The sequence below is a fragment of the Vibrio sp. Vb1574 genome (genome assembly GCF_033338675.1).
The window spans coordinates 1-16,542 of sequence record NZ_JAWOTC010000054.1 but is presented as its reverse complement, the minus strand read 5'-3'; the positions used below and the strand labels follow the sequence as shown (position 1 = coordinate 16,542).

The following is a 16,542-nucleotide window of genomic DNA, read 5'->3' as shown; positions in this document are numbered from 1 at the left end:
ACGTGTAAGCTTAAATTAAGACTCATGAACGGCAGTAGTTTGATCGAGATAATTGAGTACCAGTTCGCCAACTTGATCTGGCTTAGTCGTGGCAGGAATGGTCAGCTCTCGCTTGAGTTTGCCACTACCCAGTAAGCTCGCGAGCATGCCACCTTGCCCCTTGCGTGTGCGGTCAACTTCAAACCACAACTTGAGCTCTTGCTCACTGCGGTGGGCAACAAATTCTAATTCGCGCCACACGCCGTGGTAAGGTCCGTCGGTTGGCACCAGTTCAAACTCTTGCACAAATGGTAGATCGAATCCTTTCACTTCCTCGCATTCCACCTGGCGAATTCGTAAACCTTGCGCTTCAAATGCAGATAGTACCGCATCCATCAGTGGATCAGGTCGGACGGTGAGGATGTCTTTATCAGTCGGATCCAAAGCAGCAGCAACGTCTAAGCCAGTTTCTAACCATACTTTGGCATCACCAATGGTGACAGGCGTGTTCCAAGGCACATCGAGCTTAACATCGAAGGTACGCTCTTCGCCGGAATGGATGGTAAATGCGTAAGGGAGACTCCACTTAGCAAGCACATGAGTTTGAGGTACTCGGCGCATGCTGTGTCCTTCTCGCGCACCACGGTCATCAGGGGCTTCTGCGATGTAGCGGCAACAGAGTTTTAAATCAATGTTGTCGATCGCTTGTTCAGTCGCACCACCATATACATGGATCGACACATCCACACTTTGACCTGGGTATAGCACGTCTTGGTTTAAGATTGAGTCGACCTTCGCGCTCCCAATCCCAAAACTGGCAAGTGTCTTCTTCAAAAATGACATAGGCACCTCCTTCATCGAGATCTCATACTACTACTGCTGATCGTGGGATCAAACAAAAATTGCCTCGAACATCGCGACAAAATGACAAAATCTAAACAATTCAATTGCTCAACTATCGACCAATTATTACAAGGATGCTAATCTTACACTTGATATGCATGCATATCGGTATTCCTGACTCATTAACTGGATTGGCGAGAGCCAGAAGAGTGATTCTTCAATCTTGTTGGAGCCTAGCTCATAATGATTCAGGCCATTACATCGGCAATGGATATGCCTGACAGTTAGGTAAATTAATGCGCCCAACAACAGTCAGGTTCGCACACACTAATACTAGTGCAATGCGCCGCCGCAGTGGCTTTACTACTGCACCAAAGGCAAAGCAAGTTGCGCCAGCAATGACATTGGTTGAGAAGACAGCAATGATGTCGAGTGTTCCGGCCAAAGTTATCAAAGCAGCTTAATCAAAAGCGCGGCGCCAGCTGCGCTTTTTTCTTTGCACGAGACTCATAAAGCTTCAAAGACTTAGAACAAACCACGGTGAAAGAGATCGTTTTTCCTATTTGGTCTTCGCAAAGCAATTTGGTACCTTTACTGCTAATTACACCTATAAATTATGTGGAGAAAGAAATGAAGTGTCATCGCATTGAAGAGCTGCTTGAGCTACTAGAGCCTGAATGGCATAAAGATCAAGAGCTGAACCTCTTGCAGTTCATCGTTAAGCTGGCAAAAGAAGCAGGCTATAAAGGAAAGCTAGAAGATCTGACCGACGATGTACTGATCTACCACCTTAAAATGCGTAATAGCAGCAAAGATGAAATGATCCCTGGACTCAAAAAAGACCAAGAGGACGATTTTAAAACGGCGATCCTACGCGCTCGTGGCATCATCAAATAACCAGCTCAACAGCCAGTATTCTTTAAGCGACTCTCTCTGTGAGTCGCTTTTTTATAACCAAAGTTTTTAGTCCCACAATTGGTTATAACTGTTCAGCCAATTATCAGGTTAACTGTACTGATTTTTGTTGTTAAACATTGACTGCGTTAAAGAAACGGAATTGTTATTGATTGTATAATCGCCGTTCATCAGTATTTACTAAAATAATTATGTCCGGTCATGATTTATGATAAGGACGAAGTAGCAATGTCATCGAGCGACATCAATAGAAATGACGCCGTACATTATAAAAGCCTAAGAAGGATGAGTGCATGAGTCAGGATAAGATCGATATCAAAGATGTGACTCCTAAAACCTACAACCCTAAGACTCATAAAGGGAATGGGGATCGGTTCAACCCAAGTAATCGCATCTATGTACGCGAAAGCAAAGGGACTTACCAGAAACTGCGTCGTTACGGTGGTTGGTTCTTACTGCTTCTCTTCGCTTTGATACCGTGGATCCCTTACGGTGAACGTCAAGCGATCTTGCTCGACATTGGCAACCAGCAGTTCAACTTTTTCGGTACCACATTGTATCCGCAAGATCTTACCCTACTCGCCTTGCTATTTGTGATCGCGGCGTTTGGGTTGTTCTTTATTACCACCTTCTTAGGTCGAGTTTGGTGTGGCTATCTCTGCCCACAAACCGTCTGGACCTTCATGTATATCTGGTTTGAAGAGAAGCTCGAAGGTAGTGCCAATAAACGCCGCAAACAAGACTCCAATAAGCTGACGGCGAATTTAGCGATGCGTAAAACCGTCAAACATATAGCTTGGTTTACCATAGCGCTCGCCACTGGTTTTACTTTTGTTGGCTACTTCGTACCAATGAAGCAATTGGTTATCGACTTTTTCACCTTTAACGCCAACTTCTGGCCCGTCTTTTGGGTAATGTTCTTTGCCATTTGTACTTATGGTAATGCTGGTTGGATGCGTTCCATCATGTGTATTCACATGTGTCCTTACGCGCGCTTCCAGTCTGCCATGTTTGATAAAGACACCTTCATCGTTGGCTATGATGCCAAACGTGGTGAAAAACGTGGTCCACGTCCGCGCAAAGCCGATCCAAAGCAACTTGGTTTGGGGGATTGTATTGATTGTGACTTGTGTGTGCAGGTGTGCCCAACAGGTATCGATATTCGTGACGGCTTACAATATGAATGTATTAACTGTGGTGCCTGTATTGATGCGTGTGACAACACCATGGATCGCATGGGCTACGAGAAAGGCCTAATTAGTTACACTACCGAGCATCGCTTATCGGGTAAGAGTACCAAAGTCATGCGTCCGAAGCTGCTAGGCTATGGTGCCGTACTACTGGTCATGGTCGGTCTTTTCTTTGCCCAAATTGCAGCGGTAGACCCAGCCGGCATGAGTGTTATTCGCGACCGTAACCAACTGTTCCGCGTTAATAGCTCGGGAGAAGTAGAAAACACCTACACCCTCAAGGTGATCAACAAAACTCAGCAAGTGCAAGAGTACTCGTTGGATGTTGAAGGGCTATCCGATGTAAGCTGGTATGGTAAGCAGACAATTCAGGTCCAGCCAGGTGAGGTATTAAACCTGCCAATGAGTCTTGGTGCCGATCCTGACAAGCTAAACTCTGCGATTACGACAATTCAGTTTATACTCACCGATAAGAGCAACGAATTCACTATTGAAGTAGAAAGCCGTTTTATTAAAAAACTATAGCGCTACTTCAGTGACTAACGGAAAAAGGCTCAGTAATGAGCCTTTTTGTTTATATGTCCCAAAGTATGTTTAACTTTGACGCCCTTACCCCAGACTTTATGTGGTACGCGTTAGAAAGCATCGGCGTTCGCGCAGAATCAGGCTTTCTTCCCCTCAATAGCTACGAAAACCGTGTTTATCAATTCACTGACGAAGAGCGTCGTCGTTATGTCGTCAAGTTTTACCGTCCTGAACGTTGGAGCAATGAACAGATCCAAGAGGAGCACGACTTTACTTTAGAGCTGATTGGCAATGAGATCCCCGTCGCACCACCTGTGCGCATCAACGGTGAAACCCTGCATCACTATCAAGGCTATGCTTTTGCGCTGTTTGATAGCGTGGGTGGTCGCCAATACGAGGTTGACAATTTAGATCAGCTCGAAGGTGTAGGGCGTTTCCTTGGCCGAATCCATAAAGTCGGCAGCCGCCAAGCCTTCCAACATCGCCCTACGATCGGCTTACAAGAATACCTGTATCAACCAAGAGAGATTCTGCAAAACGCCAATATGATTCCAATGCACTTGGAGAACAGCTTCTTCAATGACTTGGATATGCTGATCAAATCAATTGAAAGCCACTGGCAAGAAGGCTTCGATATGATTCGTTTGCATGGCGATTGCCACCCAGGCAATATTTTGTGGCGAGATGGCCCTATGTTTGTTGATTTGGATGACGCTCGTAACGGCCCTGCAGTACAAGACTTATGGATGCTACTGAACGGTGAACGCCAAGACAAACTGATGCAGTTGGATATTGTTTTAGAGGCTTACCAAGAGTTTTGCGACTTTAATCCTGCAGAATTGAAACTAATCGAGCCACTTCGCGGTCTACGAATGGTGCACTATATGGCATGGCTAGCAAAACGTTGGCATGACCCTGCATTTCCTCTCGCTTTTCCATGGTTTAATGAGCCAAAATACTGGGAAGGTCAGGTCCTTGCATTTAAAGAGCAGATCGCCGCTTTAGAAGAAGCACCGCTGTCTTTAATGCCTCTATGGTAAGTCAGGCCAAAAATTCAAAAATGGAGATATTTCGATGAAAAAACTGTTCGCACTGTTTTCTATGCTGATGTTAAGCCTGTCGGCACATGCAGCGCAATTCAAAGAAGGTGAACATTACAAAGTATTGGATCTTGAGGCATCAAAAAAACCTCTTGTGACGGAGTTTTTCTCTTTCTACTGCCCGCACTGTAATAGCTTTGAACCAGTTATCCAGCAACTGAAAAAGCAGTTGCCAGAAGGTACTAAGCTATTAAAAAACCACGTTTCTTTCATGGGTGGCAACATGGGCCCATCAATGAGCAAAGCCTACGCAACGATGGTTGCACTAAAAGTGGAAGACAAAATGGTGCCAGTGATGTTTAACCGCATCCACAATCTAAAGAAAGCACCACGTAATGATGAAGAACTTCGTCAAATCTTCCTTGATGAAGGTGTAGATGCGAAAAAATTCGATTCTGCATTCAAAGGCTTCGCGGTTGATTCAATGGTTCGCCGTATGGACAAGCAATTTGAAAACAGCGGTCTAACCGGCGTTCCTGCGGTTATCGTTAACAACAAATACCTAGTTCAAGCACAAAGCATCAAAACGATGGATGAGTACTTCTCTCTGGTGAACTACTTGCTGACACTAAAATAAGCACATCGATATCAATCAAAAGGGGAACACGTCGCTCCCCTTTTGTTTATTTGTAAATCTCTTGTAGTAACCGATCTTTTTCTTGCCACACATCCCCCAACCATTGCTGAAATTGTCGCTTATAGGGCTTATCGTTGAAGTAATCACCAAGCACTCTTTCATCAACGGGTAACACATTTACACGCACAACCACCTTGCTCATGCGGCCCATCAATAAATCCTTGAACGGTTTATGCGTATTTTCTGGGTACGCCAACGTAACGTCGATAATGCTCTCGAACTGCTCCCCCATCGCCGCTAACGTGTACGCAATCCCGCCCGACTTTGGTTGCAGCAAATATTGATAGTTTGCTTTACTCTTACGCTGCTTTTCTTCGGTAAATCGGGTTCCTTCGACATAGTTAACCACTGTGGTTGGAGTGTGTTTGAATTTAGCGCACGAGCGACGTGTCGTCTCTAAATCTTGACCTCGCTTATGAGGATTGCGGATCAGATACTCTCGCGAATAGCGACGCATAAATGGCATATCGAGCGCCCAACACGCCATCCCGATGAAAGGCACATACAGCAGTTGTTGCTTGAGGAAAAACTTCGGCATGGGAATACGGTCTTTAAACACGCAGCAAAGCACAACAATATCTGTCCAACTGAGATGATTACTGATCAGCAGATACCACCCGTCTTTTTTAAGCGCTTCACCGCCCTGAACATCCCACTCAACACGGTTAGATACCGCCAGAATGCACGCATTAACGGTAGCCCATAACCACATCACCTTATTGGCACAAGCGGTCGCTATCGCTTTTAGCTTTACGCCAGGAAGCAATATTTTAAATACAGCGATAACACAAATTGCGAGTGAACAAACCGCAGAATTGAGAATCACAAAAGAAGCGTTAAAAAAAAATAACAAATATGCCAACATGATAGTCAAACAACAGTGATAATGTGTGAAGAATAAAACAGCGTGTAATTATACTGCGCCTTTGCCACATTGGAACATGCGTGGGAATGGTCAGATTTGTTACCGCAACCAATATGTGCACCACTCATTCGACAACAAGGAGATAACGAATGAAACCAAGGCTACTTCTCTTGCCTTTGGCCTTTGTCGTCAGTTCTGCTCAGGCTCAACTCGCTGAAACCGCAGGTTTTGGCGGTGAAATTTCGCTGAATGCCGGATTCATATCATCAGAATCCAATTTCAATACAGAAAATAGTAACACCATCGATTCTCTCGATAAGCGTGCCGATAGTGACAGTTCCGTTATCGCTGCACCGCTAGGGAGTGTGACATACACCTTTGGTAGCCGACTCAACCACCAAGTTTACGCCGGTACCACACGCTCAGATGTCGCGGTAGGTACACTCGCTTTTCAGTTGGGCTATCAACACGAGCTACAATCTGGCACCGTGCTCGATGTTTCCTATCTGCCGACGGTACTCAAAGGCGAAACTTGGCGCAACCCTTATCAAGTAGGAACCGCACGTAAAGAGACGGATGTTGACGGCAATGCGTATCGCTTTCAGATCAAAGGGTTAATTGATAAAAACTTCAACCTTGATCTTGCTTATGCTGATAAAGACATCGAGCAGGAGGAAGTGACAGACCGCTCACTTGCTCGCGATGCTAACCTTTACTATGTCAAAGGCGACTATCGCATTCCACTCAACCAAACGTCTATGTTGCAACCCGCTTTCACCTACATCAATCAAGATGCCGACGGTAAAGCGGAGTCATTTGATTCGTACGGATTTGACATTAGCTGGTTTAAATTTATCAACCGCCATCGATTGGCCCTCACAGCGGGTTATGCATGGAAAGACTATCAAGCCGCTAGCCAAACTTTTGCTAAAACACGAAATGACGACACCATCAGCCTATTTGCGGCCTACGAATATCAAAACGTATTTGACTGGCAAGACTGGTCGTTCATTTCTTTAGCCGGCTATAGCCAAACTGACTCGAATATCACGTTTTATGAGGAGAAAGAGTACCTATTGTCGCTTGGTCTCAACTACACCTTCTAACGTCCTTCATCGCAACAAGGTGCTTACAAAACTTGTTGCGATGACACTTTGCTGTCTATACCGCTTGCGCCGTAAGCTGTTTCAGTAAACGGTCCATCGCTCGATACCCAAGTGCCTCGGCCAAGTGCGTTCGTTCAATTTGCTCCGCCCCATCCAGATCGGCGATTGTTCGCGCCACTTTGATAATACGATGATACGCACGAATCGAGAGTCCTAAACGGTGCAAAGCGGTTTCAAGAAACTCAGCATCACTCTTGTGCAAGGGACAAAACGCCTCAATTTCTCGACTACCTAGCAGTGCATTGACCTTACCACTGCGGTTTAGCATATTGTTACGCGCATGGCTCACACGCGCTTTTACGATAGCAGTCGGCTCACCGCGATCACCACCTTCTGCTAATGTCCCTTTGGGCAAAGCTGGGATTTCTAAAGACATATCAAAGCGATCTAACAGTGGTCCAGATAATCGACCAAGGTAGCGCAAAATAGCTTGTGGATTGGTGCGCGCTTGATTGCCTTCGTAATATCCTGTCGGGCTTGGGTTCAAGGCTCCAACTAATTGGAAGCGAGCCGGAAAGCGTGTTTTACCTTGCGCTCGAGAGATAATGATCTCGCCAGATTCGAGCGGTTCGCGTAACGAGTCTAGAACTTTACGATCAAATTCGGGCATTTCATCGAGAAACAATAACCCGTTGTGGGCTAAAGAGATCTCCCCTGGTCTGGGTACCGAACCACCGCCGACTAATGCCGCCATTGAACTTGAATGGTGCGGAGAACGAAACGGACGCGACTTCCAGTTATGCTCATTAATTTCACTCTGAGTCAACGATGCCACCGAAGCGGTTTCCATTGCTTCTTCGTCACTCATTTCCGGTAATAAGTCACACAAACGCGAAGCCAACATCGTTTTTCCAGTACCTGGCGGGCCAAGGAAAAGTAAGTTGTGGTTTCCAGCGGCAGCAATCTCCAGTGCTCGCTTACCTTGTTGTTGGCCAATAATATCTTGTAAGTCTCGACCATGTTTTTCGATCGTTTTTCGCTTAGGCGTTTGAAAAAGATTCAGTCGATGTTGACCACAAAGCTCGGCACATACTTCCAGTAATGATTGGGCCGATTTATGTTGTTCCTTCCCCACCAGCGCCGCCTGATCGCCATTCACATGTGGGACGACCAAATGACGTTGAATCTTACTAGCTTCCAGCGCAGCAGGCAGCACACCTTTTACAGGTCTTAGACCACCAGATAGCGCTAACTCACCAACAAATTCGTAGTTTTTGAGCTTATCTGTCGCGATTTGCTCCGAAGCGGCCAAAATTCCCAATGCAATAGGAAGATCAAAACGTCCTCCCTCCTTGGGTAGATCTGCCGGAGCCAAGTTCACGGTGATCCGCTTAGCAGGAAATTGAAAGTTAGAATTAATGATCGCACTGCGTACGCGATCTTTGGACTCTTTTACCGTTGTCTCTGGCAAGCCTACTAAGGTAAACCCTGGCATGCCGTTGCTGATATGAACTTCTACACTAACCGATGGCGCTTGCACCCCGACGCTTGCTCGACTATGAATGATTGCCAGCCCCATACGTTCCTCAATTTTTTTGAACACTCTGTAAACAAATGTTTTATCTGGTTGGTTATGTTATATACCGCGTCCCAATTGAGAGTTAATGTGAAAAAAGAATGACTTTTTGCTTGTCATGCAGCGGAATTGTGTGATACCACTAATGACGCAAACAATTTCGTAGAACATTACACAACATTTTTTAACGAAAAAAGAACGACAGACAGATGAACCTTTTCGCTCATATCAACGCACTGCTAGCCCTGATTATCGTGGTCATTATTGGCACCGCGCGGGGTATTGTGGGCGAAAGGTAACCACAAATTACAAAAAACCCCCGCACTGAAAAGTCCGGGGGTTTTTTTACAACTACAAGTTGTCATCTGTCTAACCCTCGGACAGTTTAACGGGAAGAATGGGAGTGCACATGAAGTGCAATAAATATGGCAATCGCTACGAGCCACAACGTAGCAAAGGAGGTTTACGATGACTGGTGCACAACTTGTCGTAGCCGCTTTAAGACAGCAAGGCATCGAAACCGTTTTTGGCTACCCCGGCGGGGCCATCATGCCAATCTATGATGCTTTGTATGACGGTGGGGTGGAACACATCCTATGCCGTCACGAGCAAGGGGCCGCTATGGCAGCTATCGGGATGGCTCGTTCCACTCAAGACGTTGCTGTGTGCATGGCAACTTCTGGCCCAGGAGCCACTAACCTTGTTACCGGCCTTGCCGACGCTTTCCTTGACTCCGTACCTCTAGTTGCCATCACAGGCCAGGTTGCTAGCTCTCATATCGGTACCGATGCATTCCAAGAAATGGATGTGATCGGAATGTCCCTAGCCTGTACTAAGCACAGCTATCTCGTGACCGAAATTGAAGATCTAGCTCCGACACTTGCCGAAGCCTTTGAGGTCGCAAAAACCGGTCGTCCGGGTCCAGTCATTGTCGATATCGCCAAAGACGTTCAACTCGCTCAAGCACCCACAGACCTTCTTCCTCCATACATAGCACCAGCAATCGAAGATGTCAGCGCTGAAGATATCAAACGTGCGCAAGATGTGCTGGCAGCATCTACTCGCCCAGTGTTGTATGTTGGTGGTGGCGTGCAACTTGCGAAAGCAACCGATGCAGTACGCGAATTTCTTCGCTTAAACCCAATGCCTGCAGTTAGCACATTAAAAGGCCTCGGTACCATTGAACGCCATGATCCCCACTATCTTGGTATGTTGGGTATGCATGGCACCAAAGCCGCCAACCTAGTGGTTCAAGAAGCTGATCTATTGATTGTGGTTGGCGCGCGTTTTGATGACCGTGTGACGGGTAAGCTCGATACGTTTGCACCAAATGCGAAAGTGATTCACATCGACATTGATGCTGCGGAGATTCATAAACTGCGCCACGCCAACGCACCATTACGTGGCGACATCAACACCATTCTCCCTCAGCTAGAACTGACTCAAGATATCTCACCGTGGGTTCATCACAGTGAAAGTCTGCGCAGCGGCTTTAAGTGGCGTTACGACCACCCGGGCGAGTTAATCTACGCACCGCTATTGCTTAAACAGCTGTCTGACATGATGCCAGATAGCTCAATTGTCTCGACCGACGTCGGTCAGCACCAGATGTGGGCAGCGCAACATATCCAGCCACGCGAACCACAAAATTTCATCACTTCTGCTGGCCTTGGCACCATGGGCTTTGGCTTGCCAGCGGCGATGGGTGCTGCAGTCGCACGTCCTGATGATCAGTCTATCCTTATTACAGGTGACGGTTCATTTATGATGAACGTTCAGGAATTGGGCACGCTGAAGCGTCGTCAGATTCCAGTGAAGATTGTCCTTCTTAATAACCAACGTCTTGGCATGGTTCGCCAATGGCAGTCATTGTTCTTTGACGGTCGCCACAGTGAAACCATTCTTGATGACAACCCAGATTTCGTGATGTTAGCAAAAGCGTTCGATATCCCGGGCAAAACCATCACCAAGAAAGAAGAAGTCGAACCTGCTCTCAAAGAGATGCTAGCGAGTGAAACTTCTTACATGCTTCACGTTTTGATTGATGAAGAAGAAAACGTGTGGCCATTGGTGCCACCTGGCGCATCAAACAGTGATATGTTGGAAAATACATAGGAGACAATCGCATGGACAGATATTTACTCGACATCAAAGCCGATGACAAACCGGTACTGTTGGAGCGCGTTCTACGTGTGATTCGTCACCGAGGCTTCGTGATCAAACAAGTCGCTGCTACGCAAAACCACGAAAGCAAAGTAGCCAGCGTCGAGATCATCGTCGACAGCGATCGACCAATCTCGTTTTTGATCAATCAAATAGAGAAGTTGTGGGACGTTCGTAAGGTTGAGGTGCTAAAAATCCGCAACGATGAACTGCCAAATCACAACTTACAACAACACGTAAGTGCATAAGGAAGGCAACAAATGGCAACGAAAACTGCAGATTTCATTTGGTTTAATGGTGAGATGGTTCCATGGGCAGAGGCGAACGTTCACGTTCTGACTCACGCAATGCACTATGGTACATCCGTGTTTGAAGGCGTGCGCTGTTACAACACACCAAAAGGCCCAATTGTCTTCCGTCACCGTGAGCATGCACAACGTCTAAAAGATTCTGCCAAGATTTACCGCTTTCCGATCCCTTTCTCTGTAGAAGAAATCATGGAAGCGACCCGCGAAACACTGCGCCAAAACAAACTCGACAGCGCTTACATTCGTCCATTGGGTTTTGTCGGTAATGTTGGCTTAGGCGTATGTCCACCAGTTGGCACTGAGATGGATCTAATCATTGCAGCATTTCCTTGGGGCTCTTACTTAGGCGAAGAAGCGCTAGAAAAAGGTGTCGATGCGATGATTTCAAGCTGGAACCGCGCTGCGCCAAACACCATCCCAACTGCAGCTAAAGCAGGCGGTAACTACCTATCTTCACTACTGGTTGGTGGTGAAGCGCGTCGTCACGGTTACGACGAAGGTATTGCGCTAAGCGTAGATGGTTACCTATCGGAAGGGGCTGGTGAAAACATCTTCGTTATCAAAGATGGCGTAATCACCACACCACCAGCAACTAGCGCGATTCTACCGGGCATCACTCGCGACTCGATCATGACAATTGCACGCGATAAAGGCTACGAAGTCCGTGAAGCGAACATTGCTCGTGAAGCCCTTTACCTTGCCGATGAAGTCTTCATGACAGGTACTGCGGCTGAGATTGTACCAGTGGCAACCATCGACAAGATTGAAGTGGGCACTGGTAAGCGCGGCCCTATCACTAAAGAACTACAAGCAGCCTACTTTGGCCTATTTGACGGCACCACGGAAGATAAGTGGGGCTGGTTAGACTATGTGTACCCAGAACAGAAGTAAGAAGGATCAGGAAATGCCAAAATATAGATCAGCTACCACCACACATGGTCGTAACATGGCGGGTGCACGAGCACTGTGGCGTGCAACGGGTGTGAAAGAAGAAGACTTCGGTAAACCAATCATCGCCGTTGTAAACTCGTTTACTCAATTTGTTCCGGGTCACGTACACCTGAAAGACATGGGTCAGCTTGTAGCGCGTGAAATCGAAAAAGCTGGCGGTATTGCGAAAGAATTCAACACCATCGCGGTTGATGATGGTATCGCAATGGGTCACGGCGGCATGCTGTACTCACTGCCTTCACGCGAACTGATCGCAGACTCTGTGGAGTACATGGTCAACGCGCACTGTGCCGATGCCATGGTATGTATCTCTAACTGTGACAAAATCACTCCGGGAATGTTGATGGCATCTATGCGTCTCAACATCCCGGTTATCTTTGTTTCTGGTGGTCCAATGGAAGCGGGTAAAACCAAGCTTTCTGATCAGATCATCAAACTAGACCTTGTAGATGCGATGATCCAAGGCGCGGATCCAAAAGTGTCTGATGAGCAAAGCGAGCAGATCGAACGCAGCGCATGTCCAACGTGTGGATCGTGTTCAGGCATGTTCACTGCAAACTCAATGAACTGTCTAACGGAAGCACTGGGTCTTTCTCAACCAGGTAACGGTTCTATGCTGGCAACGCACGCTGACCGTGAACAACTGTTCCTTAATGCAGGTCGTCGTATCGTTGAACTGACTCGTCGTTACTACGAGCAAGATGACGAATCAGCACTGCCACGCAACATCGCTACGTTTGATGCGTTCGAAAATGCGATGGCACTGGATATTGCAATGGGTGGCTCAACCAACACCATTTTGCACCTGTTGGCTGCAGCGCAAGAAGGTGAAGTGGATTTCGATATGGAAGATATCGATCGCCTATCACGCCAAGTACCACACCTATGTAAAGTGGCACCATCTACCCAGAAATATCACATGGAAGACGTACACCGCGCTGGTGGCGTCATGGCAATTCTTGGTGAGTTAGATCGTGCAGGTCTTCTACACAATGATGCGCGCACCGTGCTTGGCCTTTCGATGAAAGAGCAGCTGGCGAAATACGACATCATCCAAACTGAAGACGAAGAAGTACTTAAGTTCTACCGCGCAGGTCCTGCGGGAATTCGTACTACTCAAGCGTTCTCACAAGATTGCCGCTGGGATCGCCTTGATGACGACCGTGCGGAAGGCTGTATTCGTACTATCGATCATGCCTTTAGCCAAGAAGGTGGCCTAGCCGTTCTATCAGGCAACATCGCATTAGATGGTTGTATCGTTAAGACTGCTGGTGTGGATGAGAGCATTCATAAATTCACTGGCCCAGCCGTAGTTTTCGAAAGCCAAGAAGACGCCGTAGAAGGCATCTTAGGCGGCAAAGTAAAAGCTGGCGACGTGGTTGTTATCCGTTACGAAGGCCCTAAAGGTGGTCCGGGCATGCAAGAAATGCTTTACCCAACCACTTATCTAAAATCGATGGGCCTTGGCAAAGAGTGTGCACTTCTGACTGACGGCCGTTTCTCTGGCGGCACATCAGGTCTTTCTATCGGCCACGCCTCTCCTGAAGCAGCAAACGGCGGTGCAATTGGCCTGGTAAAAGAAGGCGATATGATTGCAATTGATATTCCAAACCGTTCAATTTCACTCCAAGTGTCTGAACAAGAACTTGCTGAGCGCCGTGCAAAACAAGACGAACTAGGCTGGAAACCAGTTGACCGCCAACGTGAAGTTTCATTTGCACTCAAAGCGTACGCGAGTATGGCAACCAGTGCTGACAAGGGTGCAGTACGAGACAAGTCGAAGCTAGAGGGCTAGCAATGATGGAAGCTCAACCCGAAAAACAAGTGAACCAAACTGGCGCAGATTATCTGCGCCAAATCCTTCGCGCACCTGTTTATGAAGTAGCAACAGTGACGCCACTGCAAGAAATGCCTCGTTTATCTGCACGTATCGGGAATAACGTGCAGATCAAGCGTGAAGATCGCCAACCCGTACACTCGTTCAAATTGCGCGGTGCATACAACATGGTGGCGAGTTTATCTGAAGCACAAAAAGCCGCTGGTGTCATTGCAGCATCGGCAGGTAACCACGCTCAAGGCATGGCGCTCTCTGGTACTAAGCTAGGCATCAAAACCACCATCGTGATGCCTAAAACCACACCAGACATCAAAGTCGATGCGGTACGTGGCTTCGGTGGCAATGTAGTGCTGCACGGCAGCAACTTCGATGAGGCAAAAGCGGAAGCGGAACGCCTTTCTGATCTGCATGGATACACATTTGTCCCTCCTTTCGATCACCCACTGGTGATTGCAGGTCAAGGCACCATAGGCATGGAAATGCTGCAGCAAAATGGTCACCTTGATTACATCTTCGTCCCTGTCGGTGGTGGCGGTTTGGCTGCCGGTGTTGCGGTACTCGTGAAGCAGCTAATGCCAGAAATCAAAGTGATTGCGGTCGAGCCAGAAGATTCTTCATGCCTCAAAGCGGCATTGGATGCAGGTGAACCAGTAGTATTAGACCAGGTCAGCATGTTTGCCGATGGCGTTGCAGTAAAACGCATTGGTGAAGAGACGTTTCGTCTATGCCAAAAGTACATTGATGGCCATATTGCAGTCTCTAGCGATGAAATCTGCGCAGCAGTAAAAGACATCTTTGAAGACACCCGTGCGATTGCAGAGCCTTCTGGCGCGCTTGCTCTGGCGGGTTTGAAGAAGTTTGCTGAGCAAAACAAACTGCAAGGTAAGAATTTAGGTACTGTGCTGTCTGGTGCCAACACTAACTTCCATGGCTTACGTTATGTTTCTGAGCGTTGCGAGCTTGGTGAGAAACGTGAAGGTTTGCTTGCCGTCACCATTCCTGAGCGTCAAGGTGCCTTCTTTGAGTTCTGTAACCTCATTGGCGGCCGCGCCGTAACGGAGTTTAACTACCGCTACAACGATGACGCATTGGCAAATATCTTTGTCGGTGTGCGTTTGCAAGGCGGTCAGGAAGAGCTAGAACATATCATTCACGACTTACGTGATGGTGGCTACCCAGTGGTTGATTTGTCTGATGATGAAATGGCGAAGCTGCACGTGCGCTACATGATTGGTGGTAAGCCGTCTAAGCCGCTTAAAGAGCGCCTATACAGCTTTGAATTCCCAGAATATCCGGGAGCGCTACTCAAGTTCTTAAGCACACTCGGTACTCATTGGAATATCAGCTTGTTCAACTACCGTAACCACGGCGCTGACTACGGACGTGTTTTATGTGGTTTCGAGTTAGATGAAAGCGATTTAGCTCAGTTTTCTGCACATTTACGTGAACTTGGCTATCAATGCAAAGACGAGACAGACAACCCATCGTATAAGTTTTTCTTGTCATAAAACGCCACATTTCAAATATATCAAAGACAACACCTCGCATTAGCGAGGTGTTTTTATGACTGTAACCAATCTTTATGTAGCTGATTAGGCGACCCAAGATAGTCCACCATCCACTGGATCAATTTATGATTATCATCTTTGCGCCATACTAAGCAGCAGTGACTGAGCGGTTTATCATCCGGCATGACCTTCTCCACCAGCACACCATCATTGATTAAGGGTGTTGCAATATGACGTGGCATGTAACCCACGCCCACCCCATTTTTTAAACATTCAATCGCACTATACCAATTGGGCAATAATAATCGGCGCTGTTGCGGATAATGGCCAGTATGGCGTTTTGGCAGCACGTTCGAAGTATCATCAAGACAGATCGCCGGAAATTGACTCACAAACTCTTCAGTAAGCACTTGTTGTCGAACGCAAGGATGAGCGGGTGACATTACAAATGCCCAATCTAATACGCCCATATCTTTGACTTCAAAATCTCCCCCAACGGGAACCGCAGATGTCGCGCCAACGACAATGTCAGCTCGACCTTGTGCTATGGCTTCCCAAGAACCATTGAAGACCTCCATATTGATCTGCAATTCAGCAAATTCAAACTCGCGATAGAAATCTTCCACCAAAGGTTTGAGTTTTTCTAACTTCACCACGTTATCTAAGGTCAGCTTTAACGTGCTTTTCCATCCTTGAGCCGCTCGCCGCGTTTGTGCTTTCACCTCTTCCATTTGACGCAGCAAAGAGCGCGCCTCGGCCATAAAAAGTTCACCCGCTGGAGTTAGCTCGACTTTCCTTGGTAAACGTCGAAACAGCACCACATCTAAATCTTGCTCGACCTGCCTTACTCCATAGCTGATGGCTGAGGGGACTTTATGCAATACCTCAGCCGCAGCGGTGAAACTGCCTAAACGGGCAACCGTATCCAGCATTTCCAAAGACGCTTTAGAGAACATGATTTAACCTTTCAAAAAATTTGATTGATAACCAACAATTTTAGCGTTTTATTTTCTCAAAATCGAAAAATAGAATAATAAGG

General features: G+C 47.1%; 15 protein-coding genes. 11 read left to right on the top strand and 4 right to left on the bottom strand.

Going from position 1 to position 16,542, the window contains the following annotated elements:
* Positions 1-15: 15 nt before the first annotated feature.
* Entirely contained in the window at positions 16-822 is an 807-nt protein-coding gene (locus R7O12_RS21775) for a sporulation protein (RefSeq protein ID WP_005379045.1), read from the bottom strand.
* Positions 823-1,118: 296 nt separating this feature from the next.
* On the opposite strand from R7O12_RS21775, the gene R7O12_RS21770 reads away from it, so the two are divergent.
* The 5 genes from R7O12_RS21770 to R7O12_RS21750 all read left to right on the top strand — a co-directional run bounded on the left by R7O12_RS21770 (position 1,119) and on the right by R7O12_RS21750 (position 5,129).
* Positions 1,119-1,286 carry a hypothetical protein gene (locus tag R7O12_RS21770; protein ID WP_005379043.1) on the top strand — a complete coding sequence of 56 codons (168 nt, stop codon included), beginning with the start codon at positions 1,119-1,121 and terminating at the stop codon, positions 1,284-1,286.
* A 166-nt stretch (positions 1,287-1,452) separates the two neighbouring features.
* Entirely contained in the window at positions 1,453-1,719 is a 267-nt protein-coding gene (locus R7O12_RS21765; protein ID WP_005379040.1) for a YihD family protein, read from the top strand.
* 311 nt (positions 1,720-2,030) lie between these two features.
* Entirely contained in the window at positions 2,031-3,452 is a 1,422-nt protein-coding gene (gene ccoG, locus R7O12_RS21760) for a cytochrome c oxidase accessory protein CcoG (RefSeq protein WP_225474243.1), read from the top strand.
* Positions 3,453-3,505: 53 nt separating this feature from the next.
* Entirely contained in the window at positions 3,506-4,492 is a 987-nt protein-coding gene (locus tag R7O12_RS21755; RefSeq protein WP_318126373.1) for a serine/threonine protein kinase, read from the top strand.
* 34 nt (positions 4,493-4,526) lie between these two features.
* The gene (locus R7O12_RS21750; protein ID WP_005379036.1) at positions 4,527-5,129 is read left to right on the top strand and encodes a thiol:disulfide interchange protein DsbA/DsbL; all 603 of its coding nucleotides are present in this window, start codon (positions 4,527-4,529) and stop codon (positions 5,127-5,129) included.
* Positions 5,130-5,175: 46 nt separating this feature from the next.
* Here R7O12_RS21750 and R7O12_RS21745 read toward each other — a convergent pair whose 3' ends face one another.
* Complete coding sequence (locus R7O12_RS21745; RefSeq protein WP_005379035.1) at positions 5,176-6,054, bottom strand: acyltransferase; 879 nt, start codon at positions 6,052-6,054, stop codon at positions 5,176-5,178.
* A 149-nt stretch (positions 6,055-6,203) separates the two neighbouring features.
* Between R7O12_RS21745 and R7O12_RS21740 the strand changes: the two genes are divergently transcribed.
* A complete protein-coding gene (locus tag R7O12_RS21740; RefSeq protein ID WP_005379034.1) occupies positions 6,204-7,160 on the top strand; it encodes a DUF2860 domain-containing protein in 957 nt (318 codons plus the stop codon).
* Between the two features lie 55 nt (positions 7,161-7,215).
* On the opposite strand, the gene R7O12_RS21735 is transcribed toward R7O12_RS21740, so the two are convergent.
* Positions 7,216-8,739, bottom strand: coding sequence for a YifB family Mg chelatase-like AAA ATPase (locus R7O12_RS21735; RefSeq protein ID WP_005383862.1), 1,524 nt, complete (start codon positions 8,737-8,739; stop codon positions 7,216-7,218).
* A 465-nt stretch (positions 8,740-9,204) separates the two neighbouring features.
* Between R7O12_RS21735 and ilvG the strand changes: the two genes are divergently transcribed.
* From ilvG to ilvA, 5 genes are read left to right on the top strand one after another with little or no spacing between them, the layout of a single operon-like run.
* Positions 9,205-10,851 (top strand): acetolactate synthase 2 catalytic subunit, encoded by a 1,647-nt coding sequence (gene ilvG / locus R7O12_RS21730; protein WP_005378960.1) that lies wholly within the window; start codon positions 9,205-9,207, stop codon positions 10,849-10,851.
* Positions 10,852-10,862: 11 nt separating this feature from the next.
* Positions 10,863-11,147, top strand: a complete 285-nt coding sequence (ilvM, locus tag R7O12_RS21725; RefSeq protein ID WP_005378958.1) for an acetolactate synthase 2 small subunit — start codon at positions 10,863-10,865, stop codon at positions 11,145-11,147.
* Positions 11,148-11,159: 12 nt separating this feature from the next.
* Positions 11,160-12,098 (top strand): branched-chain-amino-acid transaminase, encoded by a 939-nt coding sequence (gene ilvE / locus R7O12_RS21720; RefSeq protein ID WP_005378953.1) that lies wholly within the window; start codon positions 11,160-11,162, stop codon positions 12,096-12,098.
* 13 nt (positions 12,099-12,111) lie between these two features.
* The gene (gene ilvD, locus R7O12_RS21715; RefSeq protein WP_005383859.1) at positions 12,112-13,953 is read left to right on the top strand and encodes a dihydroxy-acid dehydratase; all 1,842 of its coding nucleotides are present in this window, start codon (positions 12,112-12,114) and stop codon (positions 13,951-13,953) included.
* A 2-nt stretch (positions 13,954-13,955) separates the two neighbouring features.
* Positions 13,956-15,503 (top strand): threonine ammonia-lyase, biosynthetic, encoded by a 1,548-nt coding sequence (gene ilvA / locus R7O12_RS21710; RefSeq protein ID WP_017635600.1) that lies wholly within the window; start codon positions 13,956-13,958, stop codon positions 15,501-15,503.
* Between the two features lie 53 nt (positions 15,504-15,556).
* Here ilvA and punR read toward each other — a convergent pair whose 3' ends face one another.
* Complete coding sequence (gene punR / locus R7O12_RS21705) at positions 15,557-16,459, bottom strand: DNA-binding transcriptional activator PunR (protein WP_017821565.1); 903 nt, start codon at positions 16,457-16,459, stop codon at positions 15,557-15,559.
* Between the last annotated feature and the right edge of the window lie 83 nt (positions 16,460-16,542).